This window comes from Ancylomarina longa (assembly GCF_003996985.1).
Taxonomy (GTDB): domain Bacteria; phylum Bacteroidota; class Bacteroidia; order Bacteroidales; family Marinifilaceae; genus Ancylomarina_A; species Ancylomarina_A longa.
On sequence record NZ_RJJX01000014.1, the window covers coordinates 66,873 to 91,738 of the forward strand.

Consider the following 24,866-nt stretch of genomic DNA (forward strand, 5'->3'; position numbering starts at 1 on the left):
TTAATTTTTTCAGCATTTTGATTATACATCGTCTGCAAACTAAATTTTCTAGTGAAAGAAGTACTCTACATAGCTCCAGGGAATCAGAATAGCAAAGGAGGAATTGGTTTATGTGTGAATAATTATTCAAAGCACATGGATGATTTTAAGGTTCTGCTTACCCATCGATTTCACTCGAAGATCGTGAATACGCTTTGGTTTCCGTTCTGTATGCTGGAACTTTGGTTCCGTTTAATTCGGGATTCTGAGATTAAAATTGTTCATATACATGGAGCTTCCAAGGGTAGTTTCTATCGCAAATACCTGTTATTTTCCTTGGTTCGAACTTTCTTTCATAAAAAGATCATCTATCATGTACACGGAGGTGGTTTTCAGGATTTTTACTTGAAGTCTCCGGTTTTTATCCAAAAACGAGTTCGTTACGTTATGCATTCCGCAGATTTGGTGGTTTGTTTATCCGAGAAATGGAAACTCTTTTTTACCAGTGCTTTTCGTCCCAAGCGGGTAGTAATTGTTAATAATATGGTGATTCCTCCGATAAATACAGACAGAATTAAGCAGAATGGGAAATTTCAACTGTTGTTTTTAGGATTGATAGGAGATAATAAAGGCGTTTTTGATTTATTAAAAGTAATCGTAAAGTATCGTTCAAAATTTGAAAATAAATTGATTTTAAGGATTGCAGGAAATGGCGAGACGATTCGGTTGGTGAATGATATCAAGAAACTGAAACTAGAAAAACTGGTTCATTTCGAAGGATGGGCAGATTCCATAAAGAAGGAACAACTATTTCGCACTTCTGATGCCTTTATTCTAACTTCTTACAAGGAGGGATTGCCACTTTCTATTTTGGAAGCAATGAGTTATGGATTACCAGTTATTGCAAGTAAGGTGGGTGGAATTCCCGATCTGTTATACAAATACAGGAATGGACTTCTTGTAAAACCGGGTGATTTAGCTACAATTAAAAATGCAATAGATAAGTTCCTTCAGAACGAAGCACTATTGCAAACATTCTCTCAGAGGTCAGCAGATGGAGCAGCTGACTTTTATCCGCAAGCTGTATTAAAAACTTTATTCTCAATCTACCATGAATTACAGGGGAATAAGGGATTTCTTTTTGAGCAAAATTAAATTTGGTTATGGTTTTGAAAAAGAATTAAAACGAATTGAGAAGTTATACTCAATTAGTGAGTCCCGTTTAGAAGAATTAAAAAATCAGGAATTCGTAAATCAGTATCGCAATGCTTTTATTTATTCAAAGTTTTATAGCCAATTGTATCGCAAGCATGGTTTAAGACTGGAGTCGGTTCAATCTATCGAAGATGCTGAAAAAATACCAATCATTACAAAGGAGGATATCCGAAACCGCGTAGATGAATTATTGACTACCAACAGAATGATGGTATATAAGTCTTTTACAAGTGGAACAACCGGTACTCCGCTCAAACTCTATCGCGATTATGCATCGGTTTGTAAGGAATATTCTTACGGATACAATTACCAGCGTATCCATGGCTATCAATTAGGCGATAAGGTGATTTCGATTAAAGGTGATTTATTCAAAAATGAAATATATCGCTTCGATAAATCATTAAATACCCTGCATCTTTCCAGTTACAATCTGAATGAGAAAAATATAGAGAAATATTATCATCTGATTCAAAACTTTAATCCCAAGGTAGTGAAGGCTTATCCTAGTTCCTTGCAAATACTATCTACTGAACTGTATAAAAAAGGATTGGAGTTAAATATTCCAATTGCTTTTACTTCCTCCGAAGTATTGCACGATTTTCAACGCAGAATCATCACGAAAGTGTTGCATTCTACCATTCGGGATTGGTATGGGAATTCAGAACAGTCCATTGCTATGGGACAGGTAAAGGAGGATTTGTATCAGGATATTCCTTTGTACGGACATATTGAGGTGAAAGAAAATTACATTATCACAACAGGATTTATCAACAAGTCATTTCCATTAATACGTTATCGAATCGATGACGTGATAAAGCTAAAATGCGATAGCTCTTGTATTCGATGTTGCACCAGCCGGATTTTAGGCCGCGACAATCAATATATAATTCTAAAAGATGGACAGCAGGTTGGATTACTCGATCACGCTTTTAATTTTAATAAAATCAAGAATATTCTGGCAGCTCAAATTGTACAGAAAAAGAGGGGAGAAATGGATTTAAATCTAATACCGGATTATGGCTTCACCGATAATAACAAACAGGAAATATTGAAGAATTTGAAGGAGCTACTTGGCGACGATTTTATTATTCATTATAAGGAAATTACCGATGAGGAAATTATTCTTAGCAAGTCGGGAAAATTCAATCTCATGGTATCGCAACTGAATGCCGAAGAAAAGGATAGTATCACACAGAAAATCCTTAACGAGATAGAGGAAGATCAGTAAGGAATATCATATCCTACATTAATCTCAAATAGTTAAATCAATTAATTTCGAGATGAACCTATGGCCATAAATACCATTAAAGATTTAGTTGCTTACAGAATCAAGTTTGGTGGAGGATTCGAAAAAGAGCTCCGTAAGATTATTGCTTTAAGTGAAAAATCTAAGGCTGAAATTCTGGCATTAAAGAGCATCGAATTCGTAAAGCAATATAAAAATGCTTTCGACGATTCTGTATTCTATAAGGATTTGTATCAAAAGCATGGTCTCGATCGAAATAGCATAAAGGAAATATCAGATATTCACAAATTACCTGTTATAACGAAAGCGGAGGTGAGGCAAAATACAGCAGGTATTTTGGCAAGTTGTAAATTATCCGTTTTTAAAGCCTATTCCAGTGGAACTACGGGTACTCCGCTGCAAGTCTATCGCGATTTTAAATCTACGATTAAGGAATATGCTTACGGGCATTTTTTTCAGCAGATGCATGGTTATCACCTCGGCGATCCGGTAGTTTCTCTGCGTGGTACTTTAGATCGGAATACTTTTTCTTATTACGACAAAAGTAACAATGTGCTTTATATGTCGAGTTATCATTTAAGTGCTGATCGCATAGACGAATATTACAAGATGATTCATGATTTTCAGCCTAAAGTGATCAAAGGTTATCCTAGCTCCATGCACATACTAGCAACAGAATTGTACAAATCCGGTAAGGAATTACACATACCAATTGGCTTTACTTCCTCCGAGGTTTTACATGATTTTCAGAAAGATATCATTCAAAAGGTATTGCATACAAAGGTGTTCGACTGGTATGGCAATGCAGAACAAACCGTTGCTTTCGGGCAATTTGATGATAATCTGTATCGCGAATTTCCATTGTACTCGCATATCGAGGTGGCCGACGATCATTTAATAACTACCGGATTTATTAATTCAGCCTTTCCGCTCCTTCGTTACAAAGTGGAGGATGTGGTTAAATTATCGCCAACCAGTAATGGTACTTGTGTAGTACAAAAGATCGAAGGCAGGGATGATGATTATATCCTTTTAAAGAATGGACAGAGAATTGGACGACTGGATTTGGCATTTAAAAAAGCCCAAAAAGTGCTGGCAGCACAAATTATTCAGAAGCGAGTCGGAGAAATTATAGTGAATATCGTGCCAGATAAGGGATTTTCAGAAATACATATTCGCGTGATAGAACAGAATCTGCGACAATTGATTGGAACCGATTGTCAGGTTCGTTTCGAGAAAATCGAGACCAGTCAGTTGATTCGATCCCCAAAGGGAAAATTTAATTTGGTAGTATCTCAAAGAGATTTAGTCTAATGTCGAAAAAAATTGCACACCTATTAATCGTTGGGGCAGGTCCGCAAGCGCTATTCCTACTTCGGGAATTTAGTCGCATGGGCTTTAATATTTTGTTGCTGGGGAGACCAAACGAAATAGCCATGCACTCGAAATATGGCGAGAAAATAAGACTGGAAAAAGAGGAAGATCTGGTTAAAATATTAAGGCAACTGGCCTTGGAGAAGGAACAATGGACTTGTTATGTGGCTAGTGGATTTTATTTAGCTTATCTCCTGAATCATTATCCTGAGTTTTATATCGATTATCAGGTAATACCGAACAATAAAGAGTCTGTCACCAGTTTAATATCAAAATCCAAATCCTATCTATTGGCCGAAAAGGTGAAGCTGGATTATCCGAAAAGCGTTTTATTAAAAGAGTTAGAGGAGAGGAAAGATTGGAGTGATATTCGATTTCCTCAAATTGTGAAGTGGGATCGGGATATTTATCTCTATACCAAACCGAGATTTAAAACCGCCATTCTTAATACGCTTGAGGAACTCAGACAGCTACTGCAGAAATGCAGTCCGAAAGAAAAGGAAGCATTAATCATGCAGGAATATCTGGGAGCTGATTTGAAAAACAATATATCCTACGGTGCCTATGTGTTGAATGGAAAACCTCAGTTGGGAATTTGTGTAAATGAAGTGCGGCATTATCGATCGGGCGTTTCGTCTATGGTCGAAGAATATACCGGAGCATATGCAGCGGAAATAGAATCCAAAGCTTCACAGCTACTGGCTCAAACTGGTTTTACAGGATTTCTGGATGTGGAATTTAAAATATTTAAGGATCGGATTTATTTACTCGAAGTGAATCCCCGTCCCTTTGGCTTCATTCGTATCCTCAAACTAAAATATCCCGATCTGATTCCCTTTGTATTAGGCTTAAAAACGGAGGCTGCGCAAAATCCCTATCGGGTAAAATGGATCAATTGTATGAGAGATATGGTTTTGATATTAAAAGCACCCAAACACCTGTTTCATATGTTGTCTGTGCTTCTGGATTTCAAGGGAAGAACCTTTGATGTCTGGGATAGTAAGGACCCCAAACCTTTTTTCTATCAGCTAAAACGTTAAAGTGAGGGCTCCATACTGATAGGATAGAAGATAAGGCGCTGGCATAAATACACCTAACTGTCAAGATGTCACGGAACAAATGAAAGCAATGTACTGTAACTGTCAAGATGTCGTAATGTAAGTCGAAGCGATAATAGAGGAAACCGAAACTACAACACACGACTGCCATGATGTCATAGATAACATGTCGTTAACCTATCGTAATGGACAAACTGTCATAGAACATATCGAAGCGATGATAGAGGACACCAAATCAGGAGCAGAGAACATCAAATCTAAGGTGCAAGCCCTCAACAGAAAGAGGTGGTCGCATATTTTCAAAATCACGAACCTTTTAGATATCCGCTAATAAAGAAATAACGAATGACCGCACTGTGTTTGACTATTGATTACGAATTATTCGGATCGGGAAAGGGAGATGTATTTCAACACATCATCGAACCAACCAACCAATTACTGGATTTTTGTCTGGAATTCGATATCAAGCTCACTATTTTTTTTGAGGTAGTGGAATATTGGAAAATAAAGGAAAATTATGAAAATGGTGTGGCTATGGGATATGAAAAAAGTCCTGCCGATGCCATGGTAGAACAAATACAAAGGGCCTATCAATTAGGACACGATATCCAATTGCACTTGCATCCTCAATGGATTGATGCAAAATATGAAAATGAAGAATGGATTCTGAATTTAGATTATTGGAGATTACCCGATGTTCCGGATCAAGCAAATGATACTATAAGCATGGGGTTGAAGGAGCTGATTTGGAAAGGGAAGCAGGAGATCGAATCCATTCTTCATCCTATCAATCCAGCCTTTCAATGTAATATTATCAGAGCCGGAGGATACAATATCGACCCATCGGACCGATTGTTGAAAGCATTAAAAGAAAATTCTTTTCTTGCCGATAGCTCGGTTTATTATGGTGGTTATGCCAATGGAAAATTGTCCCGCTACAACTATCGGCATATACCCGAAACAAAACCTTATTGGTTTACCGAGCCAGATTCCCTCATAAGATGGAATGGTTTCAAGAGTGGATTTCTGGAATTGCCAATCTTTGCAAAAAAAATGAAACGTATTTATAAGTACGATGGCATTCGAATCCGGTCGGCATTAAAGAATAAAAAAAATGCCCTGGAGAAGTTTAAAAATAATAGCAATAAAAAATCCAAATGGCAGACCATCCGTTTTTTAATGGAGGAAGAAGCCATTACCTGGGATTTTTGCCTGTTCTCAAAATCAAAAATGAGTCGCTTTCTTCGAGCTGCTCAACAGGTAGAGCGAAATTCCGAAAGTGATTTTCATCCTTTTGTTCTGGTAGGACATCCCAAAGATTTTTATTACACCAATGGAATCGAATTCTTAGCAAATCGCGAAGATTTGGAATTCTATACCCTCACCGAAATGCTTAAAAAAATTAGAGGGGAAGAATAAAATCGCAATAGGTTTTAAACTAAGAAGAGAATGAGCCTGAAAGGCTCAAATATTTATAGCTCGGGATAAAGGAGCGATAAGCGACTGCCATCCCGGGTAGAAGGAAAAACGAGTTACCCCGTCGCGCAGGATTGTTATAATTAATGTAACAAACCAACTTCGCGACGGAATGCAGCAAAGCCAATTACATCCCAATTATTAACAACATCCCCTTTTTCTATCATGATAAAACAAAGTTTTGAAAAACTTCGAATCTATATCGAAAACCAGGAATATAAAGGCTGGGATCCCTACGATGGGTTAAATGCCAAATTGTTTCAAGCCCTTCCACTACTAAAAAATAGCAGATGGATGCGCTTGATATGGATTCAGGCTTTCAAAAGAAGTACAATGAATTTCCGGGGTCTTACAGGTGTAGATAAGGCTTATAATCCCAAAGGTCTTGGTTTATTTCTTAGTGGATATTGTAAGCTTTATCAACTCGATCGAACTCAGGAGGTAAGATCCCGGATTCATTTTCTCAGTAATAAATTACTCGATTTACAATCCCAAAATTGGTCAGGAGCATGTTGGGGATATAATTTCGACTGGCAAGCACGAGCTTTCTTTCAGCCCAAGGGAACACCATCGGTAGTGGTAAGCAGCTTCGTAGGAAATGCGATGTTAGATGCCTATGAGATATTGGGCAGACAAGAATTATTGGATACAGCGATCAGTGTAAAGAATTTTATCCTGAAAGATTTGAATCGCACCTACGATGGAAATGGAGATTTCTGTTTTTCCTATTCTCCATTAGATAACACAACCGTTTATAATGCTTCTCTTTTAGGGAGTAGAATGCTAGCTCGCATTTACCACTACACAAAGGAGGAGGAATTGCTCGAAACGGCAAGGCAGTCGGTTCAGTTCTGTTGTAATCAACAACAAAACAATGGAGCATGGGCTTATGGCAGCTTAGCTTATCATCAATGGATTGATAATTTTCATACCGGATTTAATTTAGAAGCGCTCGCCGATTATCAAAAATATACCGGGGATACTTCCTTCGCAAAACAAATAGAATTGGGCTTGGGTTATTATCTCAAAACCTTTTTTACCGAGCAAGGAGTTCCCAACTATTATAGTCATTCCAAGTACCCGATAGATATTCATTGTCCGGCACAATTGCCAATTACATTGAGTAAAACCGGAACTTTTGGGGCAAATCAGAAATTAGTAACTAATGTATTGAATTGGACGATTCAATCGCTGCAAGATCCTCAAGGTTACTTCTATTATCAAGCGGGTAAAAGAAGTATAACCAAGATACCATACATCCGATGGGCACAAGCCTGGATGTTTTTGGCATTATCCACCTATCTGTTTGAACCCATAAAAACACCAGAATATGAGAACACGAATTACAATAATGAATTCGCCGGTTGATGTACTCACCATGCGCGAAACGATAGATATCATTAATGATTCTATCCGGGAGAAGAAGACAATTCAACATATCGTGGTGAATGCTGCCAAATTGGTTCACATGCAAACCGATAAGGAATTATACCAATCGGTAGTCAAAAGCGACATTATTAATGCCGATGGAATGGCAGTGGTATGGGCTTCAGAATTATTAGGAACTCCACTTCCCGAAAGAGTTGCAGGTGTTGATCTAATGCAGGAACTGGTGATCCTGGCTTCTCAAAAAAAATATAAGATATTCTTTTTTGGAGGAAAGGAAGAGGTGGTGAGTGAGGTCGTAAGAAAGTACACTTCCATTTTTGGGGAGGAGATCATAGCCGGTTATAGAAATGGATATTTTAAACTGGAGGAGGAAGGGGATATCGCTGCTGAAATTGCTGCATCACAAGCCGATATTCTGTTTGTTGCTATTAGTTCCCCTACCAAAGAAATTTTTTTAAATAGCTACAAAAACGATTTAAAAGTGCCTTTCATAATGGGGGTTGGAGGATCATTTGATGTTGTCGCAGGCAAGGTGAGGCGCGCACCTAAATGGATGCAGAAACACGGATTGGAATGGTTTTACCGTTTTGCGCAGGAACCACGAAGAATGTGGAGAAGATACCTCATCACCAATTCAATGTTCCTCTACTACATCTTCAAAGAAAGAATTCTGAAGTTTTTTAAATAATCGAAATTTCATGTATTGGCGCATTCTAGTGCGTCTCTACCCAAAAAATATTAACCATGATTAAAGGAAGAGAACAAACATTGGCGAGGCTCAGCACACTGATACAGGTTACCTTATCGGCAGCTTGTTATTGGTTCGTAACGTGGGCTGTGATTCATTATTTACGTCCGGTAAAAATTGATATCCACGATAACAATACTATTTATCTCTTGATAATAGCCATTTGGTACACCATGCTTAAGGAGTTTAATTTGGGCAAAATGTTGCGGGTGAAGACCTATTCCGAACTTTTTGCAGATTATTTCGCCATGGTGGTGATAAGTTCAGGCTTATTGTATTTGGGAAGTTTGTTTTTAACCAATACGGTTCCTGTTTTGATATTGTGCCTTTTTGCATGCCTTAATATGGTATTACTCTTTGGCTTTCGGATATTGGTTTACAGGATATTTAAAGCCCTGAGAGGGAAAGGTTACAATACAAGAAATGTATTGATTATTGCCGATGATGAGGCTTATCTTCATTTTATCGATCGCATGATTTTTATTCGCGATTGGGGATATAACGTATGGGCTATCATGTCCGATGGAAAGCATATCAAAGATAAGTATTCCGAGCATGTTCGGGTTTTACACGAGCATTTTCAGCTTAACGAAATCATCGATGCCAATGTGGTGGATGAGGTGATTTATTGCAAAGGTAAATTTAACAACGAGGAAGTAAGAGCATTGATCTATGCTTGCTCCGAAGTAGGTGTAACCTTTCGGGTATATTCCGAATTGCTTAGCGTAGTAAGTAAGCGATCGCATCTTACCTATTTTAAGGAATTGCCTTTCCTGACTTTTGCGGGTCATACTAAAAATTACTTCGCACTTAAAGTGAAGGAAATGCTAGATTTTACACTTTCTTTCCTCATCGTAATTCTTATTTCCCCTGTATTACTTGCCATTGGCATAGCCATAAAAATGGAAGATGGAGGTCCAATTCTCTTCCGGCAAAAACGAGTTGGCTTGAATGGAAGATCATTCTCCTGTCTGAAGTTTAGAACCATGGTAGAAAATGCCGAAGCACTTCGGGTACGACTCGAGAATCTGAATGAACAAAGCGGACCGGTATTTAAAATGAAAGACGATCCTCGAATTACCAGAGTTGGACGTTTATTGCGAAAAACTTCCTTAGACGAATTGCCTCAGTTTTTCAATGTTCTTAAAGGAGAGATGTCAATTGTAGGCCCTCGTCCTCCAATACCATCCGAAGTGGTGCAATACCAACGTTGGCAACGCCGCAGACTAAGCATGAAACCCGGAATCACCTGTATCTGGCAGGTATCTGGTCGTAATAATATTCCATTTGAGGAGTGGATGAAATTAGACATGCTCTACATCGATACCTGGTCGCTAAAACTCGACCTAATGTTATTCCTCAGTACCATTAAAGTAATGATAACCGGAGAAGGACAGTGATGGCTCTTTAATTTAATAGAAATGAGCCTGCGAATTAAATTCAGAAAAGATAAAGTGAATGAAATAAACAGTATCCATAATAAAAAACCAAGACCATGAAGAAAAAGTATGTAATCCTAATGATGCTCCTGATAGTCGGGAGTCTCATTTCCTGTCGGTCGAAGCAGGATTTAGTTTATTTGCAAGATGTAAGTGCCGAAGTTTTAGCTCCTGAATATACGGTGGAGATACCGACTTATAGAATTAAAACCAACGACAATCTTTTTGTAAGCATTAAATCGCTGAATCCGGAAGTAAATCAACTCTATAATCCAGCTCAAACCATTAGTGGACAGCAGGGTTCTCAACAATTGTACAGCAATTTGTCCGATCAATATCTTAACGGATATCTGGTAGATACTAAAGGTAATATCTCTCTGCCTATCCTTGGGGAAATAGGTGTTGCCGGACTAAGCCAGAGCGATGCGGAAACGAAGGTGCAGGAACGTGCCAATGAATATCTGAAAGATGCCACGGTAAAAGTCAAACTCCTTAATTTCAAAGTCAGTGTAATGGGAGAAGTGACAACACCAGGGGTTTATTACAATTACAATAGCAGTTTAACGGTTCTCGAAGCCATTAGCATGGCGAATGGAATCACCAATTATGCAAAAATAAATCGTGTATTGGTGATGCGATCTACCGATAATCAAAGCAAAATGTTTCGAATTGATTTATCGAATAAAAGTTTTCTAAAATCGGATGCATTCTTTCTACAACCCAATGATGTAGTATATATAGAGCCAGCCAGGATCAAAAGTACTGATATGAATTCTGCGGTGTATAGCATATTGCTGTCAACTATATCAACAGCAGTATTAATCACCAGTTTGATCTTACGATGAGTGCAAATATAAAAAGCTATTATTATGCATTATGTAGATGAAGTAATGGACTATTTTGATAAAAAGGAGAGTCCGGATATTAAGGAATTTCTATACCGCATTATGGCTCGCTGGAAACTTTTTATCATTTGTGGTGCCATAGGAATAGGTTTGGGATATTTGGTTAGCAAGTATTCTAATCCGGTATATATGATTCGCAGCTCTATTTTGGTTCATGTCGATCCACAAGAGACAAGTGCCAAAAAACTCTTTGATGCTTACCAAATACGTGATAAAGCGAATATCCAAAATTATGTAGAGATACTAAAATCCTATACTATCAATAGGAAAGCAATGGAGAATCTGGGGTGGAAGCAGTCGTGGTACAAAAAGACGCTGTTTTCGAAAAAGGGTTTGTATCGCAGAGAACCATTTGAAGTGATTCAGATGGAAGGAACCAATCTCACCAATCTTCCCATCTCTATTATTCAGATGGATAAATATACTTACAAGATTAAAGTAGATGGTAAGGCTCAATACAAAGGAGAGGAAGTATCTGTGAAATTTGAGAAGACAGCTTTTTTTAATAAAACCTTTAAAAACAAGTATTTTCAATTTAAGATTAATCTAAAACAGGCAAAAGTAGATTATGGTAAAGATTATTATTTTGTCTTTAATGATATAGATAAGCTGACATTGCAATATATGGAAAGTATGGTGATTAGTCTGGCAGAAAAAAAGGCAGAACTAATACATCTAAGAATAGACAATAGTGAGCCGGAGCGAGGAGTAGATTATCTAAACGAATTGAATTGGGTTTATATTCAATTTGGATTGATTGAGAAAAATAAGAAATCGGATAATACCGTGAAATTTATTGATGCTCAATTGTCGGGAATTGTAGATTCCTTGCATAATGCAGGGCAAAATTTCACCAATTTCCGATCCCGGAACCGAATTGTGGATATGGGGCAGAAAGCGAGTGTGATAGTTGCCAAATTGGAAGAGTTGGAAACACAATTATCCCAAGCAGAGATAGCGCTCGAATATTATCGCAAGTTACTCCGTAATCTGGGGGATGCCAATCAAATAAAACAAGTAGTTGCGCCATCTGTAGCCGGAATGACGGATCCTTCATTGGATGCTTTAGTGGTGAAACTTACCGATTTATATGGCAAGCGGGAAGTACTTTCCTATAGTGTGCAAGCCAAGAATCCAAGTTTACTCATATTAAATAAAGAGATTAAGGTAATACAGCAAAGTTTGGATGAAAATTTGAAATCGCTGGTAGCCAATTCGCAAATTAATGTGAGAAGCTTAAGAGATAGAATGGATAAAGTGCGCAATCAATTGTCCAAGATGCCAAAGAATGAGCAGAAATTGAATAATATGAAACGGCGTTTCGATTTGAACAACGAGATCTATACATTCCTGCTTAAGAAAAGAGCCGAAGCAGCAATTACAACAGCTTCTAATGTGTCGGATTCTCAAATTATCGATCCGGCCCGATTGGCAACCATTGTAAAGATTAAACCCAAAACAGCAATCAATTTATTGATTGGATTAATCCTGGGAATTGGACTGCCATTTCTGATGATAATCCTCAATGAGTTTTTCAATGACACGATTAAGAGCCGTGAGGAATTAATGAAGAAAACTCAATTGCCAATACTGGGGATAATTGCTCACAATCGGTATGCAAATCAGCTGCCGGTATTCCAGCATCCGCGCTCGGCAATATCGGAATCATTCCGGAGTTTGCGGACGAATCTCAACTATGTATTAACCGATAGTCCTACTAAAATTATTGGAATTCATTCCACCGTTCCGTCAGAGGGAAAGTCCTTTACTGCTATGAATTTGGCAACTATTGTTGCCATGAATAACAAAAAGGTGCTCCTAATTGGTGCAGACATGCGAAAACCTAAATTGGAGAATTTATTTGAGTTGGAGAATGAGGCAGGCTTGAGTACCTATCTCATCCGACATCACAAATGGCAGGAAGTGGTGCAGAGAACACATATTAAAAATTTATCTTGTATTCCTTCAGGTCCGATACCACCAAACCCCGCTGAATTGTTGGAAAATGGGAGGTTCGAACTGTTGCTAAATGCCTTAAAAGGGAAATTTGATTACGTGTTTATAGATAATGCTCCGGTTTCCATGGTAACCGATGGAATTATTACCGGCAAGCTAACCGACACCAATTTATTTGTGTTGCGGCAGGCATATAGTCATAGAGATCAGGTGAATTTTGTCAATCAATTGGCAGATCGCGGAACGTTAACAAACCTTTCCCTGGTGTTGAATGATGTTACTTCCAATGGTTTTCAGAATGGTTATATCCATTCCAAAAATAGTAGTGGATATTATTACGAAGAACCTACTCCGGGAATTGTGCAAAGGCTATGGACAAAAGTCAGCAAGAATTAGAATAGGTTCACTACAAGAGTTGGACAACCACAACAATAGATTCCTGAAATAAAAGCTACACTTAAATCTTGTTCAGGATCAAAACCAGATGAATAGTCGTTTTTTTGAATTTGCTTCAAAAGAACGACTATTTTCTTTTTTGTCACCGGTTTATAGCAGAAGAAACAAATAATATCAATTTTATTGGTCCGTGGGTTATAATAAAGGTGGAATATTTTAGACTTATTCGAAATGAAAAGGTAAAGTATAGCAGGCTATGTTGCATCTTTTCTAAGGATAAAGAAGTTCAAATGAAATAACTTTATGGCTCACATATTAGTAAATCTGGTATAAATGCATAATTTTGATAGGTATTCTTTATAAATCCTTCTTTTTATGATTATTGCTGTAGATTTTGATGGTACGATTGTTAAGCATAAATATCCCCATATTGGGGGTGAGATTCCATTTGCAATTGAAAGCCTGATTGCCTTACAGAAAGAAGGGCATCAGTTGATTTTATGGACTTACCGTACGGGGGAGTTATTGCAGGAAGCAATAGAATACTGTCGTATCAGAGGCTTAGAATTTTATGCGGTAAATCGCAATTATCCCGAAGAGGAATTCGACGATACTATCAGTCGCAAAATATATGCAGACTTATACATCGATGATAGAAATGTTGGCGGCTTGATGGATTGGGGCGAAATCTATAATATGATTTCCACACAGGAATTAGATTTAAGAAGCCAACCCAAATCCAAAAATGCAATTTCCCGTTTCTTCGATCAGTTATTTAGTGATTAGCACTTGCTTTTAGTCTTATATCAGGATTATCATTGATACTTGTATCGACTTGCTTGTGCTATGATGTTTTAGTACGCTTGCATAATCCGAACCGCTTTTTTCTTTATTCGCTCCGCTCTCAGTTTACCGATTAATTTCTTTCCCAAGCCCCTTTGTACGGCAACATAGGAGGAATGATCAAGCACATCAATCTTACCCAATTCATCTTTTTTAAGTTTCCCCATTTTAAAGAAGAATCCCACCAAATCTACTTTGTTTATCTTGTCTTTTTTACCAAGATCTACATATAGTGTTTCCCATTTAGGTAGGGGAGGAATAATAGCTTCTGCAGGTAAATTCTGGATTTCCAAATCCTTCGAAATAAATTCCGGAACTTTTTCCTCTTGAGCAAGAATAACATAGGAAGTACCCTCTGCTTTCATGCGTGCAGTTCGGCCATTTCGGTGAACAAAGGCTTCCTCTACTCTTGGTAGCTGATAGTGAATTACATTTTTAATTTCAGGAATATCCAGTCCGCGCGAAGCTAAATCAGTAGTAATTAGTATTTGGTGACTTCCATTTCTAAATTTGATTAAAGCTCTTTCCCTGTCGGCTTGTTCCAGTCCGCCATGAAAAATATCGCAGCAAATATCTTCATCATATAAATGATCAGCAATTCTTTCCACAGCTTCGCGATGATTACAGAAAACCAGGCTCGCTTGATCTCCTAAGAAACAAATCAGATTAAATAAGGCGCTTAATTTATCTTTATCATTTGCAATCACCTTTTTTTGCGATAGGGCAAGTGTACTATGCTTTGGAATAAAATTGATTTCTTTCAGCTGGTACAGATTCGTGAATTCCGGAATTTTTATTCTCTGGGTAGCTGAGGTGAGCACCTTTCGAACCCCATTGGGCAAAGCCTCTACAACTTCCTTCATCTCGTTCTGAAAACCCAGTTCCAATGACTTATCAAACTCGTCTAAAACCAAGGTATTGATATTTCTGCAATCAAAATTTTCTCTTCGGATATGATCTGCAATCCTGCCAGGAGTTCCAATCAATACCGCTGGTGTATCCTTTAGATTGTTCTTTTCAATTTGCATGGCATGTCCGCCGTAGCAACAGTTTACTTTAAAATCCGTCCCCATCGATTTAAAAACACTCTCTATCTGCAGCGACAGTTCTCTTGCCGGAGAAAGTATAAGCGTTTGAACTTCTTTAATATTTGGATTTAATTGGGAAACTATAGGTAGTAAAAATGCCAGTGTTTTACCCGATCCAGTTGGGGAGAGCAGCAATAAATCATTCTTCTCTTTCCACTGATTCGCACAGCTTATTTGCATTTCATTCAGTTCCTGAATACCTATTTTCTTTAATATATCTACATTTTTTGATTGCATGGCGCAAAGGTAATAAAACAAAGATGTGAAAAACGGTAAATGGTTAATAAGTAAAGACGCACGATTCGTGCGTCTCTACATTCTTATAAACACTAGTTTATTTCTACCTTATCTGCCTATGGCATTGGGAAAGAGGAATTACATTTTCAAACCAGATTGAAATATAGTAGGTTTGTGATAGAAAACAGACCCCTTGCCTTAATTCTATGATGCCAAAAAATAAACTTCTAAGCACTTATCTTCGTCAGAAGAAGTTAACCGCTTTAAAAGCGCTGCTTCCTGACCTTTTCGAGAAGGACAAATTAAATATTACCTCCTTAAAGAGATTTTTGGGATCAGAGTATCAAATGGAGGAGAAAAATTATGCCTTGCATTGGTTTGGCAAGGAGAATGCCTTGGCAAATGCAAAGCATGCCGACAAGCGAAAACGGGTGTTCGATGCCAAAAAATCTATCCATCCCGAACACAGCAAAAATCTATTTATCGAAGCCGATAATTTAGATGCCATGCAAGCTTTGCGAGTGGATTATCAGGAAAAGATTAAGCTGATATATATGGATCCTCCCTATAATACAGGACGCGATTTTGGCTACAGCGATAAGTTTCAAATTCGTTCTAAGCCTTATCTGGAATATTTGAATAACACAGATATTGGCAGAGTAGATTCGAATTTGAAGAATCAGATTGAAAGTGGCGAAATACACACCAACTGGCTAAACATGATCTACCCCAGATTGCTTGTTGGCCGGGAACTGTTAACACAGGATGGAGTGTTGTGCATCTCTATTGACGAGATGGAAAGGGGGAATTTGCAATTACTGGGGAGCGAGATTTTTGGAGAGGAAAATTATCTGGGATGTTTTATTTGGGTGAATCGTGGTATTGCCAATGATTGCAAAAACCGTTTCGCCAGTACACACGAATATATTTTGCTTTTTGCCAAAGATGCAGCAAAGGTGCAATTTCGGGGAGAGGAGAAAGATTTCAGCCCATATTCGAATCCCGATCAGGATACCCAAGGAGATTGGATGCCTGATAATCCTACTGCATCGAGCGGAAATAATAACTCCCGATTTCCAATCATTAATCCACATACTAGTGAAGAATATTTGCCCCCCAATGGCAGATATTGGGCTTTTTCGAAAAATAGAGTAGAGGAGTGGACGAACACAGGGAAAATGGTGTTCCCAAACGAAAAAGGGAAGCGTTTTTTGTTGAAGAAATACAAAAGTGAACTCAAAAGTAATTTTAAACCTATTGCTTCTGTCCTGGCGAATATTCCTACGGCAAAGGGGACTCGTGAGTTAAAAGAATTATATCCGGAAGGGCTGCCTTTTAAATATCCTAAGCCTACCGATTTGCTGATAAAAATATTGGAACAATTAAGTGATGACAAGGATGTTATTCTGGATTGTTTTGCGGGTTCTGCATCAATGGCTCATGCGGTTTTTGAGTTGAACGAGAGGGAAAAATCTACTCGTAATTTTATTTGTATCCAGAACACAGAAGCTTGCAAATCCGGCTCGGATGCCGCTATAATGGGATTCAAAACTATTTCTGATATTGCTATGGACCGAATCAAAAGAGCAGGAATATTATATCCAAACTTAGATACGGGCTTTCGATTTTATTCCTTGGCGGAGAATGAGTGATGGAGGAATAGCTGTTGATTTTATGCGGTTAACATTCGCGGAATCTGGCGGAAAGTCTCCTAATAGGAATGAGTCATGATAAAATTGGGAGAGCAATCGCCTAATCGGGCGGGCAATCGTCAAAATTGGCGAAGACCTGCCAAAATACGGAGAGGAATTGCGAAATGTGGAGAGGAATCAACCTTATGGGCGGAAGTTGGTCAACTTGGATAAGGTTCATTCTTTTCTATATATATCTTTATCCGAAAGAAAATTTACTGCTCCAATTTGTATTTGGTAAATCCACAATAGCAGTTTTATTATTTTAATTAGGCAAATGTAAGGAGTTAAAATATCGAGTTGTCACATTATTCAAAAGGAATTACATCCGGTTGAGAAACTTTAAAATCGTTGAATTTAGGACGCTCTTCTCCAGATAGGCGATAGCCGGTAGTACTAAAATCCGAGGGAACTCTAGGGTAGAATGCAAAACGAAATTGTATGGTTTTAAACACCAAATTTTCATTATTGAGGCGCACTCCTAAACCTAATCCATAATAATAGTTTCCTTTTAGGATGTTTCTTTTATTGCTGCCGATAATTCCTAAATCAGTAAAGCTAAAGAATGCAAAACGAAATCCTGCTAGCGTGTAAGGTGTGAATGCAACCGATTCTAATTTTAGGTTTAGCTTTTGGGTTCCTTTCACTTCCTTGCTAGAGAATCCTCGAATTCCATTTCCATTATTTAAGCCAATAAATTCTTCCGGAAATCTCCGAATACCAAGAGTGTATTTAAGATCTCCAAAATTACGAAAGCGAAGAGAACCAATCTGTCTGATTCTACTAAAAAACTTAGTTTGTGCGATTAAAGTTCCCTGTTCGAATCGGTGGGAATTAAAAAATCCTCCAATCGCCAGGCGGTTAAAGATATAGGATCTGCTTTTACGCATATAACTGGCTTTCTGAAAATCAAGTCCTAAATATCTGCGATGTGTAAATTCACGTTTTTCATATCCAATATTTATTTGGGTCATAAAACCATAAGGGATATCTTCCGTACGTCCAAAATTATAAATCAGGTTACTCTTATAGTATTGAATTTGACTTAAACTCAAACCAAGAAGATACATGGTGTGGTTATGAAAGAATTGATTTAAATCGATGGCAACGGGTGGGCGATCAAAAAATTTCCTGCTTCCAATTCTTCCCGCTAAATAAAATCTTCTGCGAGCAAATAAATTTCCCGATTTCATAGGAAACGATCGTCCGAACCATATATTTCCGTAGTTAAAATCAAGGGGGATTTCGTTTAAAATGGGATCATTGTCCAATATTTCTTTAGACCGCATGGTTCTCGATAAACTAAAACCACCAGCATATTTCGTATTATAGGTTTCAAATTCACGTTCGAGATCTATACCAACAACAGCCTGCTCATAAGTATTAGCATAATTAAGTGTCGCATTAATATAGGATCGTCGGATGTTATTAATCTTGTATTTGCCAGCATAACCGAACTTTTGCTTTTCCGAGGAATGATAGGATACAGTATTACTAAATTCATGTCCAATTCCGTAAAGATTTCTGCTATAGAGTTCAAATTCTGAGGATCCGCGGGAGCCTACAGCTATGTTTGCGCCCCATGAAAATTGATCTTTTACCCATAACTGAAGATCTACATATTTTCTGGAACCAGGAACCGGAATCACTCTAAAATAGGCATCTCGCACATAGGTAAGCTGACGGATGATTCTTTCATTATCTGCCAGATTGTAAGCATCTAATTTATCTCCTGCGCTTATTCTCAAAAGTTTTCTTAAATGACCTCTCTTACTTGTGTGATGTAATTTGTTGGCTGTTTTTTCCAACCAACTATTTGCCATTCTACTAGTGTCGGTTAGGCTGGGACCAAATGGCTCTAATACTCGAATGTCTATTTTGCGGATTGTTTTTCCCTGATAAATAACAAAGGCTGTTTCACTACGCTCGGTTTTAATCGTATCCGTAGGATTTAATTTATCCGGAGACACGAAAAACATTTTGTAGAGCTCTTTCGTGAATTTATTCTTATAAGCTCCTCGTTGAAGCGATTGATAGAAATTCTTTTTCTCTGTCGGATAAACTGCTCTTTTTTCATAGACGGTATCCAATAAAAAAATGATGGTGTCCATGGAACTAATAATGGTGCTATCAGCTAAATCCCTATAGTTGGGAGATGAAGACAAGCTATCTTGCCTCAAGATGCCTATTGCATGTGCTTCGAACAAGTTCCCGAAGAAGATCAATAGAAACAGGCTATATGTAGCTAATTGTTGAATGTGATATAAGTTTAAGAGCGGTGCAAATATATGCGATAAAGATAAGGAAAATGGGTTTGCCTGAACAAACCAAACAAGAATCGTTCCTCAAATTTCAGCTTACTGAAATCTGCTTTTCCTTATTCGCAGATGGTTTTTAGTTTTTGGTTAATTTGCTCTATGGTCTCCTCTTGCCATTTCCATTTACCTTCTTTTCGGATTTCCCCCACCAGGATTTTTTCTTTGAATAATTCCAGAGTAGGAGTCGCTGCACCAAATCCAAAGCGTTTTAAACTCATTTTATAGTTGAGGTTTTGGTAGGGAATTATTTCTCTTCTTTTAAAAAAAATTAAATAGAAATAGTGCAGATATACTTCTCGTTCTTCAGAATTAAAGTCAACTTGAACAATAATTCTATTTCGCTTTAAAGACAACAGCAGTACATACATGATAATAGTAGCTGTGAAATAAACGACATTCAATCCTACAAAAAACAGGAAGATCGCTAGCAATAAAAGCAAGAAGGATAGCTCTTGCCATAATCTTTTGCCAATAGTATATTCCGAAAGAGGCAACTCAAATTTTTCCATGACTAATTTTTTGCATAGTTAACAAATTCGAAGGCGGTATTCAAGATTGCCGGGAAAAGAATTTGCTGCGGTGATTTATTTTTAAATTAGGTCGTTATGGGTGCTTCATCATTTGGAGGTGATTAGTGATACTTTAGAGAAACTAGTGAGAATGCTCGAAATTGAAGATTTAGATGCCTCCCCACTAATTACGGCCGAAGAAAATATTAAAGAAGGAGAAAATACTGGTGGTTTGGAGAAGGATCTTTAGATTTATTTTTAATATCTCTTAAATCCAAATAGTATGTGTTTTCAACATTTTGTTGTGTAGGTAGTTGTTCTTAGAAAAAAGAACAGCACCTAATTATCTTGTTGATTTAGGTGCTGTAATTTCTTCAGATATTGGTTCATCTAATTAAACCATGCATCTATTTTTGCTTTGTGTTCGGCATACCATTCTTTAGCTGCTTCATCTTCTTTGCCTGGGTTTTTTTCAATCTTAAGCATTAATGATCCGAGCATAATATCGTCCATTTTGAAGTTTGAAAAGAACTTGGCTAATTCAGCATTTTGTTTGGACCATCCTTTAGTCGCAATAACAGATATTGTTTCACTTGTACCCATTGTCTGTTTGTCATCAACAAGCATCTTTAAATCATAGCGAGTAAACATAGTATGTGGTTTCCAGCCAGTAACTGCAATCCATTCTTTTTTGTCATATGCTTTTTTTAATGCAGCAAGCATACCTGCTTCGCTTGAGGTTACTAGTTCCAAGTCCAATCCATAATCTTCAATCACCTTTTTAGTGATCTTCATAATTCCAGCACCCGGATTAATTCCTATGATTTCCCCATTAAATTTATCTTTTTGATTCTGTAGTTCTTTAATAGAATCTATTTGAACATATTGAGGAACAACAATGCCTAAACGTCCATCATTGTAAATGGTTCCCAATTTTTCAATTTTATCACCAAATCTATCCATGTAGGGTTTGTGAGTGATTGGTTCCCATACCTCCATAAATACATCAGCATCTCCCTTGGCTACGGCTGCAAAAACAGGGGCTACGTCAGCATTGATTAGGTTGACCTTGTAGCCTCTATCTTCAAGAACTACCTTTGCTAAATGGGTGTTGGCAATGCATTCAACCCAATTAACCATGGCTATGTTTATTTCTTTTTCTCCTCCTGTTTTACTCTTTGGCTTGCAAGCACTAAAAAGTATCGGAACTAATATAATAAAATACCATTTTTTCATAATCGAAATTTTTAATTGAAATTAAATATAGAGAAATATCTTCTGTGAGTATCTATTTTTTGCCAATGTTTTGAGTGATTCTATCAAGGATGATTGCCAATAAGACAACGGCTAGTCCACTTTCAAACCCTAAACCGATCCGAAGCTGGCTAATTCCTTGAAGTACAATTTCCCCTAATCCTTTTGCACCAATCATGCTGGCAATAACAACCATAGAAAGAGCCATCATGATGGTTTGGTTGACTCCGGCTAAAATGGTAGGCATAGCTAAAGGAATTTGTACTTTAAATAAGAGCTGTTTCGGTGTTGCACCAAAAGCCGTAGTAGCCTCAACAATGTCTTTTGGAACCTGAAGTATGCCAAGTGTAGTTAAGCGAACAACGGGTGGCATTGCAAATATGATTGTGGCAAATGCACCTGGGACTGTACCAAGCCCAAAAAATAAAACTGCTGGAATAAGATAAACAAATGCCGGCATGGTTTGCATGAAGTCTAAGATGGGACGACTAATTTTGTTGACAGTATGGTTTTTTGCACTCCATATTCCTAATGGGATTCCAATAGCTAAGGCTATTATCGCTGATGCTAATACCAATGATAATGTTTGCATGGTTTCATCCCAAAAGCCAGCTGCATAAATATAGCTAAGTCCTAGTAGTGTAATTATAGCATTTGATTTTCCCGCTTTCCAATATGCAATCCCCGTAAATAAAGCAATTACAATATAAAAGGGTGTCTTCATCCAAAACATTTCGATGCCACCGATCAGGCCTGACATAAAGCTGTTTATTGCATCGAAAACTCCGGAAAAATTCTCTGTTAGCCAATTGATGGCTTCTTCGATATACTCTCCTAAAATCATAAGTCTATAGCCTTTTGAATAATATTATTGATTTCTCCTTTGTTTTTTCCTGTAGTTTCAGCTATCAGCGAAGTAGGGCTTACAACCCCAACCAAATGATTTGATTCGTTTACAACAGGAATGATGTGGTTCGTTTTGCTTAACAAGGGTAACATGTCCTGAATAACAGAATCTGGCGATACGCACATAACTGATTCTTTTATTGCAGATTCTATGCTGTTTATTCCATTGTTTTTTAGGTCTATTACATCCTTTAAATGGATAAAACCAAGAAATGTTCTGTTTGTTCTAACTACAGGTAGGATATTTGTACCGGAATCTCTCATAATTTTTAAAGTAATCGAAGGTCCATCCTTTGTTAGTCGTGCCACTTTGGGCTTAGGGAACATGATGGAACTTGCAGTTGTGATTTTGCTTCTGTCAACATTTTCCACAAATGCTTCTACGTAATCATTGGCTGGATTGGTGATGATTTCTTCAGGAGTTCCAATCTGAACTATTTCGCCATCCTTCATGATTGCAATTTTATCGCCTAACTTAATGGCTTCTTCTAAATCGTGAGTAATGAAAACAATTGTTTTCTTCATCTTTTCTTGAAGAAGGAGTAGTTCATCCTGCATTTGTGCACGGATTAATGGATCAAGTGCTGAAAAAGCCTCATCCATTAGTAATACCTCCGGATTGTTTGCTAATCCTCGGGCTAGCCCAACTCTTTGTTGCATTCCACCTGATAGTTCGCTTACTTTTTGATTTTCATATCCTTTTAGGTCTACCAACTCGATTATTTCAAGAGCCTTTTTTTCTCTCTCTTCTTTGCTTATTCCTTGTAATTCCAATCCAAAAGCAACATTACTAATAATCGACCGGTGTGGTAAAAGCCCAAAGTGCTGAAAAACCATTGCGAACTCTTTTCTTCTAATATTCAAAAGCTCTTTGTTATTCATTTTGGTAATCTCTTCATGATCAACAAAAATCTTACCTTCTGTAGGAGTAATTAGGCGATTAATGCATCTTAGTAATGTTGACTTCCCACTTCCGGAAAGTCCCATTATAACATAAATTTCCCCTTCTCGGATAGTCAGGTTGGCGTTTCTTACGGCAACATTACATCCTGTTATACTTAAGATTTCATCTTTGCTTTTATCTTCTTTTATCATTTTTGATGCTTTTGATTTATTCTTACCAAAAATGAGCGAAAGGTTTTCTATGATTATCTTATTTTTCATGCTAAAAATAGTATCCTATATTAATATTGAATCTCTTATTCCATTCAGCATCAGGGGTGCCTGTCCCTAAACCTTTGCCGAATGTTGAATTTAGCCAGGGTTGATTTTTCCCCATGGCGTAATCAATATACGTATAAACAGGTCCTGCAGAAATTAAAACGCCTGGTATTAAATGTTGCATATCTGCATATTGAGATTTTATTTTGTCTACATAGGTGTAATCCACATAGAATTGTATTCCTTTAATTGGGCCAAAGTCAGTTTTAAAACTTTTGGCAATTCCAATAGCGTAGGTATTTGCTTTGGTGATGACATCATAGGCTGATCCGTAGGCTCCCATCTGAATAATATCAAGATTTCTACCATCATCAGCTTTAGCTCTGTAGTTGTGCTTGATTAAGGAGCCTTTAAGATTCCATCCCTGCCCCCAATTGGCAACAATATGAGTACAAAATGCGGTACTTAACTCCGTTTCATCGAGTGTTTTATTGTAGATCCCACCTAATTGTGCTGAGAAGCCTAATTCTATAGATTTATTTAAGTGATATGCGGCGCGAATATTGAATTGATTTAGCTCTCTTATGTTAGCGTCAACTTGCTGAGTTCCAATCCTTCCAAAGCCCGGAGTGATATCGTAGGAATATCGGCCAGGTCCGGCATTGCCATAGGTGACTCCTCCAGCACTTGGTCCTTCAGGTTCAGCTTGACGAAAATACGCGAAACTCAAATCCAGTTTTTTAATCCCACTGTAATCAAACTTGATCCCCATATCATAATCATCCTCTAGTCCAAAATAATACTGTCCTTGAAACCACCAGGAATGGGATGCAAATTTTGTAATGCCAAATGGAACTTGTGTTACCCCAAGTTTCATATATAAATCTTTATTGAACGCATACCCTAAATATCCATGGTGGATGAAATGTGTATCAAAGGTTGGATAGAAACGATATTCAAAACTGAAATCAATGCCACCTTTGGAGCCATCAACGTTAAGGCGCCATGTGTCCCATGTCATTTCAGGTTGAGTTTTATCATCTACCCAGCTTTTGGCGTATAGGTTAAAACGTACAGCACCTCCTATCTTGAATTGGTCTTGTTTTTTTTCTCCGCTAGCTGAATTCATTGTTAGAAGTAAACTCAGGAAGATAGTCATAATCTTCACCGTAGGTTTAGTTATCATTTTTTTTTGCATAAAATGTGTTTGATATTAGATTAAATTGCGGCAGGAAGTTCTTATTGTTTTTGTGCGACAAAATAAGATAAAATACACTAAACGTCCAAATTGGTGTATTTCTACAGGGCAAACGCATTTAAATTTTTTTCTATATTTTTGTATTGCAAGTCAGTAATCCTGTAGAGCATCAGCTCTACAATAAAAAAAATGGCTCTAACTCCCGCTTCAGAATCTTATGATAATCTTTTCATTATTTTTTTTTCAAGCTTAAAAGATCCTCGTAGAATAACAAAAGGTAATTTGCTTCATAATTTATTAGATATATTATTCCTAACTATATCAGCAGTTGTAAGTGGCTCTGACAATTGGGAGAGTATTAACTTATTTGGCAAGAGTCAAATAGATTGGTTGCGTCAATATCGTAAATTTGAAAATGGCATTCCTTCAGCTGATACATTAGCAAGAGTTTTTGCTGTATTGGATCCCTTAAAATTTGAG

At 37.5% G+C, this 24,866-nt stretch carries 22 protein-coding genes; 15 read left to right on the top strand and 7 right to left on the bottom strand.

Annotated elements, in window-relative coordinates:
* Positions 1–51 precede the first annotated feature (51 nt).
* From DLK05_RS10945 to DLK05_RS10995, 11 genes are all read left to right on the top strand, one after another.
* Positions 52–1,134, top strand: a complete 1,083-nt coding sequence (locus DLK05_RS10945; RefSeq protein WP_127344048.1) for a glycosyltransferase family 4 protein — start codon at positions 52–54, stop codon at positions 1,132–1,134.
* A complete protein-coding gene (locus DLK05_RS10950; protein ID WP_127344049.1) occupies positions 1,121–2,422 on the top strand; it encodes a phenylacetate--CoA ligase family protein in 1,302 nt (433 codons plus the stop codon). Before DLK05_RS10945 ends, DLK05_RS10950 begins: the two co-directional genes overlap by 14 nt.
* A gap of 60 nt (positions 2,423–2,482) precedes the next feature.
* Positions 2,483–3,754 (top strand): phenylacetate--CoA ligase family protein, encoded by a 1,272-nt coding sequence (locus DLK05_RS10955; protein ID WP_127344050.1) that lies wholly within the window; start codon positions 2,483–2,485, stop codon positions 3,752–3,754.
* Entirely contained in the window at positions 3,754–4,854 is a 1,101-nt protein-coding gene (locus DLK05_RS10960) for a hypothetical protein (RefSeq protein ID WP_127344051.1), read from the top strand. Before DLK05_RS10955 ends, DLK05_RS10960 begins: the two co-directional genes overlap by 1 nt.
* A gap of 363 nt (positions 4,855–5,217) precedes the next feature.
* Positions 5,218–6,291, top strand: a complete 1,074-nt coding sequence (locus DLK05_RS10965; protein WP_127344052.1) for a polysaccharide deacetylase family protein — start codon at positions 5,218–5,220, stop codon at positions 6,289–6,291.
* A gap of 222 nt (positions 6,292–6,513) precedes the next feature.
* Positions 6,514–7,716, top strand: a complete 1,203-nt coding sequence (locus DLK05_RS10970; RefSeq protein WP_127344053.1) for a delta-aminolevulinic acid dehydratase — start codon at positions 6,514–6,516, stop codon at positions 7,714–7,716.
* Entirely contained in the window at positions 7,679–8,425 is a 747-nt protein-coding gene (locus DLK05_RS10975) for a WecB/TagA/CpsF family glycosyltransferase (RefSeq protein ID WP_127344054.1), read from the top strand. The genes DLK05_RS10970 and DLK05_RS10975 overlap by 38 nt, the downstream gene beginning before the upstream one ends.
* Before the next feature lie 56 nt (positions 8,426–8,481).
* Entirely contained in the window at positions 8,482–9,885 is a 1,404-nt protein-coding gene (locus tag DLK05_RS10980) for a sugar transferase (protein ID WP_127344055.1), read from the top strand.
* Positions 9,886–9,980: 95 nt separating this feature from the next.
* On the top strand, positions 9,981–10,769 hold the full coding sequence (locus tag DLK05_RS10985; protein WP_127344056.1) for a polysaccharide biosynthesis/export family protein: 789 nt from the start codon (positions 9,981–9,983) through the stop codon (positions 10,767–10,769).
* A gap of 24 nt (positions 10,770–10,793) precedes the next feature.
* Entirely contained in the window at positions 10,794–13,181 is a 2,388-nt protein-coding gene (locus DLK05_RS10990; RefSeq protein WP_127344057.1) for a GumC family protein, read from the top strand.
* 375 nt (positions 13,182–13,556) lie between these two features.
* Positions 13,557–13,967, top strand: a complete 411-nt coding sequence (locus DLK05_RS10995; RefSeq protein WP_127344058.1) for a BT0820 family HAD-type phosphatase — start codon at positions 13,557–13,559, stop codon at positions 13,965–13,967.
* 68 nt (positions 13,968–14,035) lie between these two features.
* Here the strand turns inward: DLK05_RS10995 and DLK05_RS11000 are convergent, their stop codons facing one another.
* Positions 14,036–15,349, bottom strand: coding sequence for a DEAD/DEAH box helicase (locus DLK05_RS11000; protein WP_127344059.1), 1,314 nt, complete (start codon positions 15,347–15,349; stop codon positions 14,036–14,038).
* Positions 15,350–15,558: 209 nt separating this feature from the next.
* Here DLK05_RS11000 and DLK05_RS11005 point away from each other — a divergent pair, with 209 nt between their 5' ends.
* Together DLK05_RS11005 and DLK05_RS17530 are read left to right on the top strand one after the other, a co-directional pair.
* A complete protein-coding gene (locus tag DLK05_RS11005) occupies positions 15,559–17,001 on the top strand; it encodes a site-specific DNA-methyltransferase (RefSeq protein WP_209319838.1) in 1,443 nt (480 codons plus the stop codon).
* Positions 17,002–17,076: 75 nt separating this feature from the next.
* Positions 17,077–17,214 carry a hypothetical protein gene (locus DLK05_RS17530; protein WP_209319839.1) on the top strand — a complete coding sequence of 46 codons (138 nt, stop codon included), beginning with the start codon at positions 17,077–17,079 and terminating at the stop codon, positions 17,212–17,214.
* A 134-nt stretch (positions 17,215–17,348) separates the two neighbouring features.
* Here DLK05_RS17530 and DLK05_RS11010 read toward each other — a convergent pair whose 3' ends face one another.
* Positions 17,349–19,151 carry a BamA/TamA family outer membrane protein gene (locus tag DLK05_RS11010; RefSeq protein ID WP_127344061.1) on the bottom strand — a complete coding sequence of 601 codons (1,803 nt, stop codon included), beginning with the start codon at positions 19,149–19,151 and terminating at the stop codon, positions 17,349–17,351.
* A gap of 266 nt (positions 19,152–19,417) precedes the next feature.
* Positions 19,418–19,867 carry a hypothetical protein gene (locus DLK05_RS11015; RefSeq protein WP_127344062.1) on the bottom strand — a complete coding sequence of 150 codons (450 nt, stop codon included), beginning with the start codon at positions 19,865–19,867 and terminating at the stop codon, positions 19,418–19,420.
* Between the two features lie 100 nt (positions 19,868–19,967).
* Between DLK05_RS11015 and DLK05_RS17535 the strand changes: the two genes are divergently transcribed.
* Positions 19,968–20,117 (top strand): hypothetical protein, encoded by a 150-nt coding sequence (locus DLK05_RS17535; protein WP_209319840.1) that lies wholly within the window; start codon positions 19,968–19,970, stop codon positions 20,115–20,117.
* A 140-nt stretch (positions 20,118–20,257) separates the two neighbouring features.
* On the opposite strand, the gene DLK05_RS11020 is transcribed toward DLK05_RS17535, so the two are convergent.
* From DLK05_RS11020 to DLK05_RS11035, 4 genes are all read right to left on the bottom strand, one after another.
* Entirely contained in the window at positions 20,258–21,103 is an 846-nt protein-coding gene (locus tag DLK05_RS11020) for a glycine betaine ABC transporter substrate-binding protein (protein ID WP_127344063.1), read from the bottom strand.
* 52 nt (positions 21,104–21,155) lie between these two features.
* Complete coding sequence (locus DLK05_RS11025; RefSeq protein WP_127344064.1) at positions 21,156–21,965, bottom strand: ABC transporter permease; 810 nt, start codon at positions 21,963–21,965, stop codon at positions 21,156–21,158.
* Positions 21,962–23,122, bottom strand: coding sequence for a quaternary amine ABC transporter ATP-binding protein (locus DLK05_RS11030; protein ID WP_235831989.1), 1,161 nt, complete (start codon positions 23,120–23,122; stop codon positions 21,962–21,964). Before DLK05_RS11030 ends, DLK05_RS11025 begins: the two co-directional genes overlap by 4 nt.
* A 70-nt stretch (positions 23,123–23,192) precedes the next feature.
* A complete protein-coding gene (locus DLK05_RS11035; RefSeq protein WP_235831990.1) occupies positions 23,193–24,386 on the bottom strand; it encodes a hypothetical protein in 1,194 nt (397 codons plus the stop codon).
* A gap of 189 nt (positions 24,387–24,575) precedes the next feature.
* Between DLK05_RS11035 and DLK05_RS11040 the strand changes: the two genes are divergently transcribed.
* Positions 24,576–24,866 (top strand): transposase family protein (locus DLK05_RS11040; protein ID WP_148114106.1); only part of this gene is annotated, 291 nt, incomplete at its 3' end.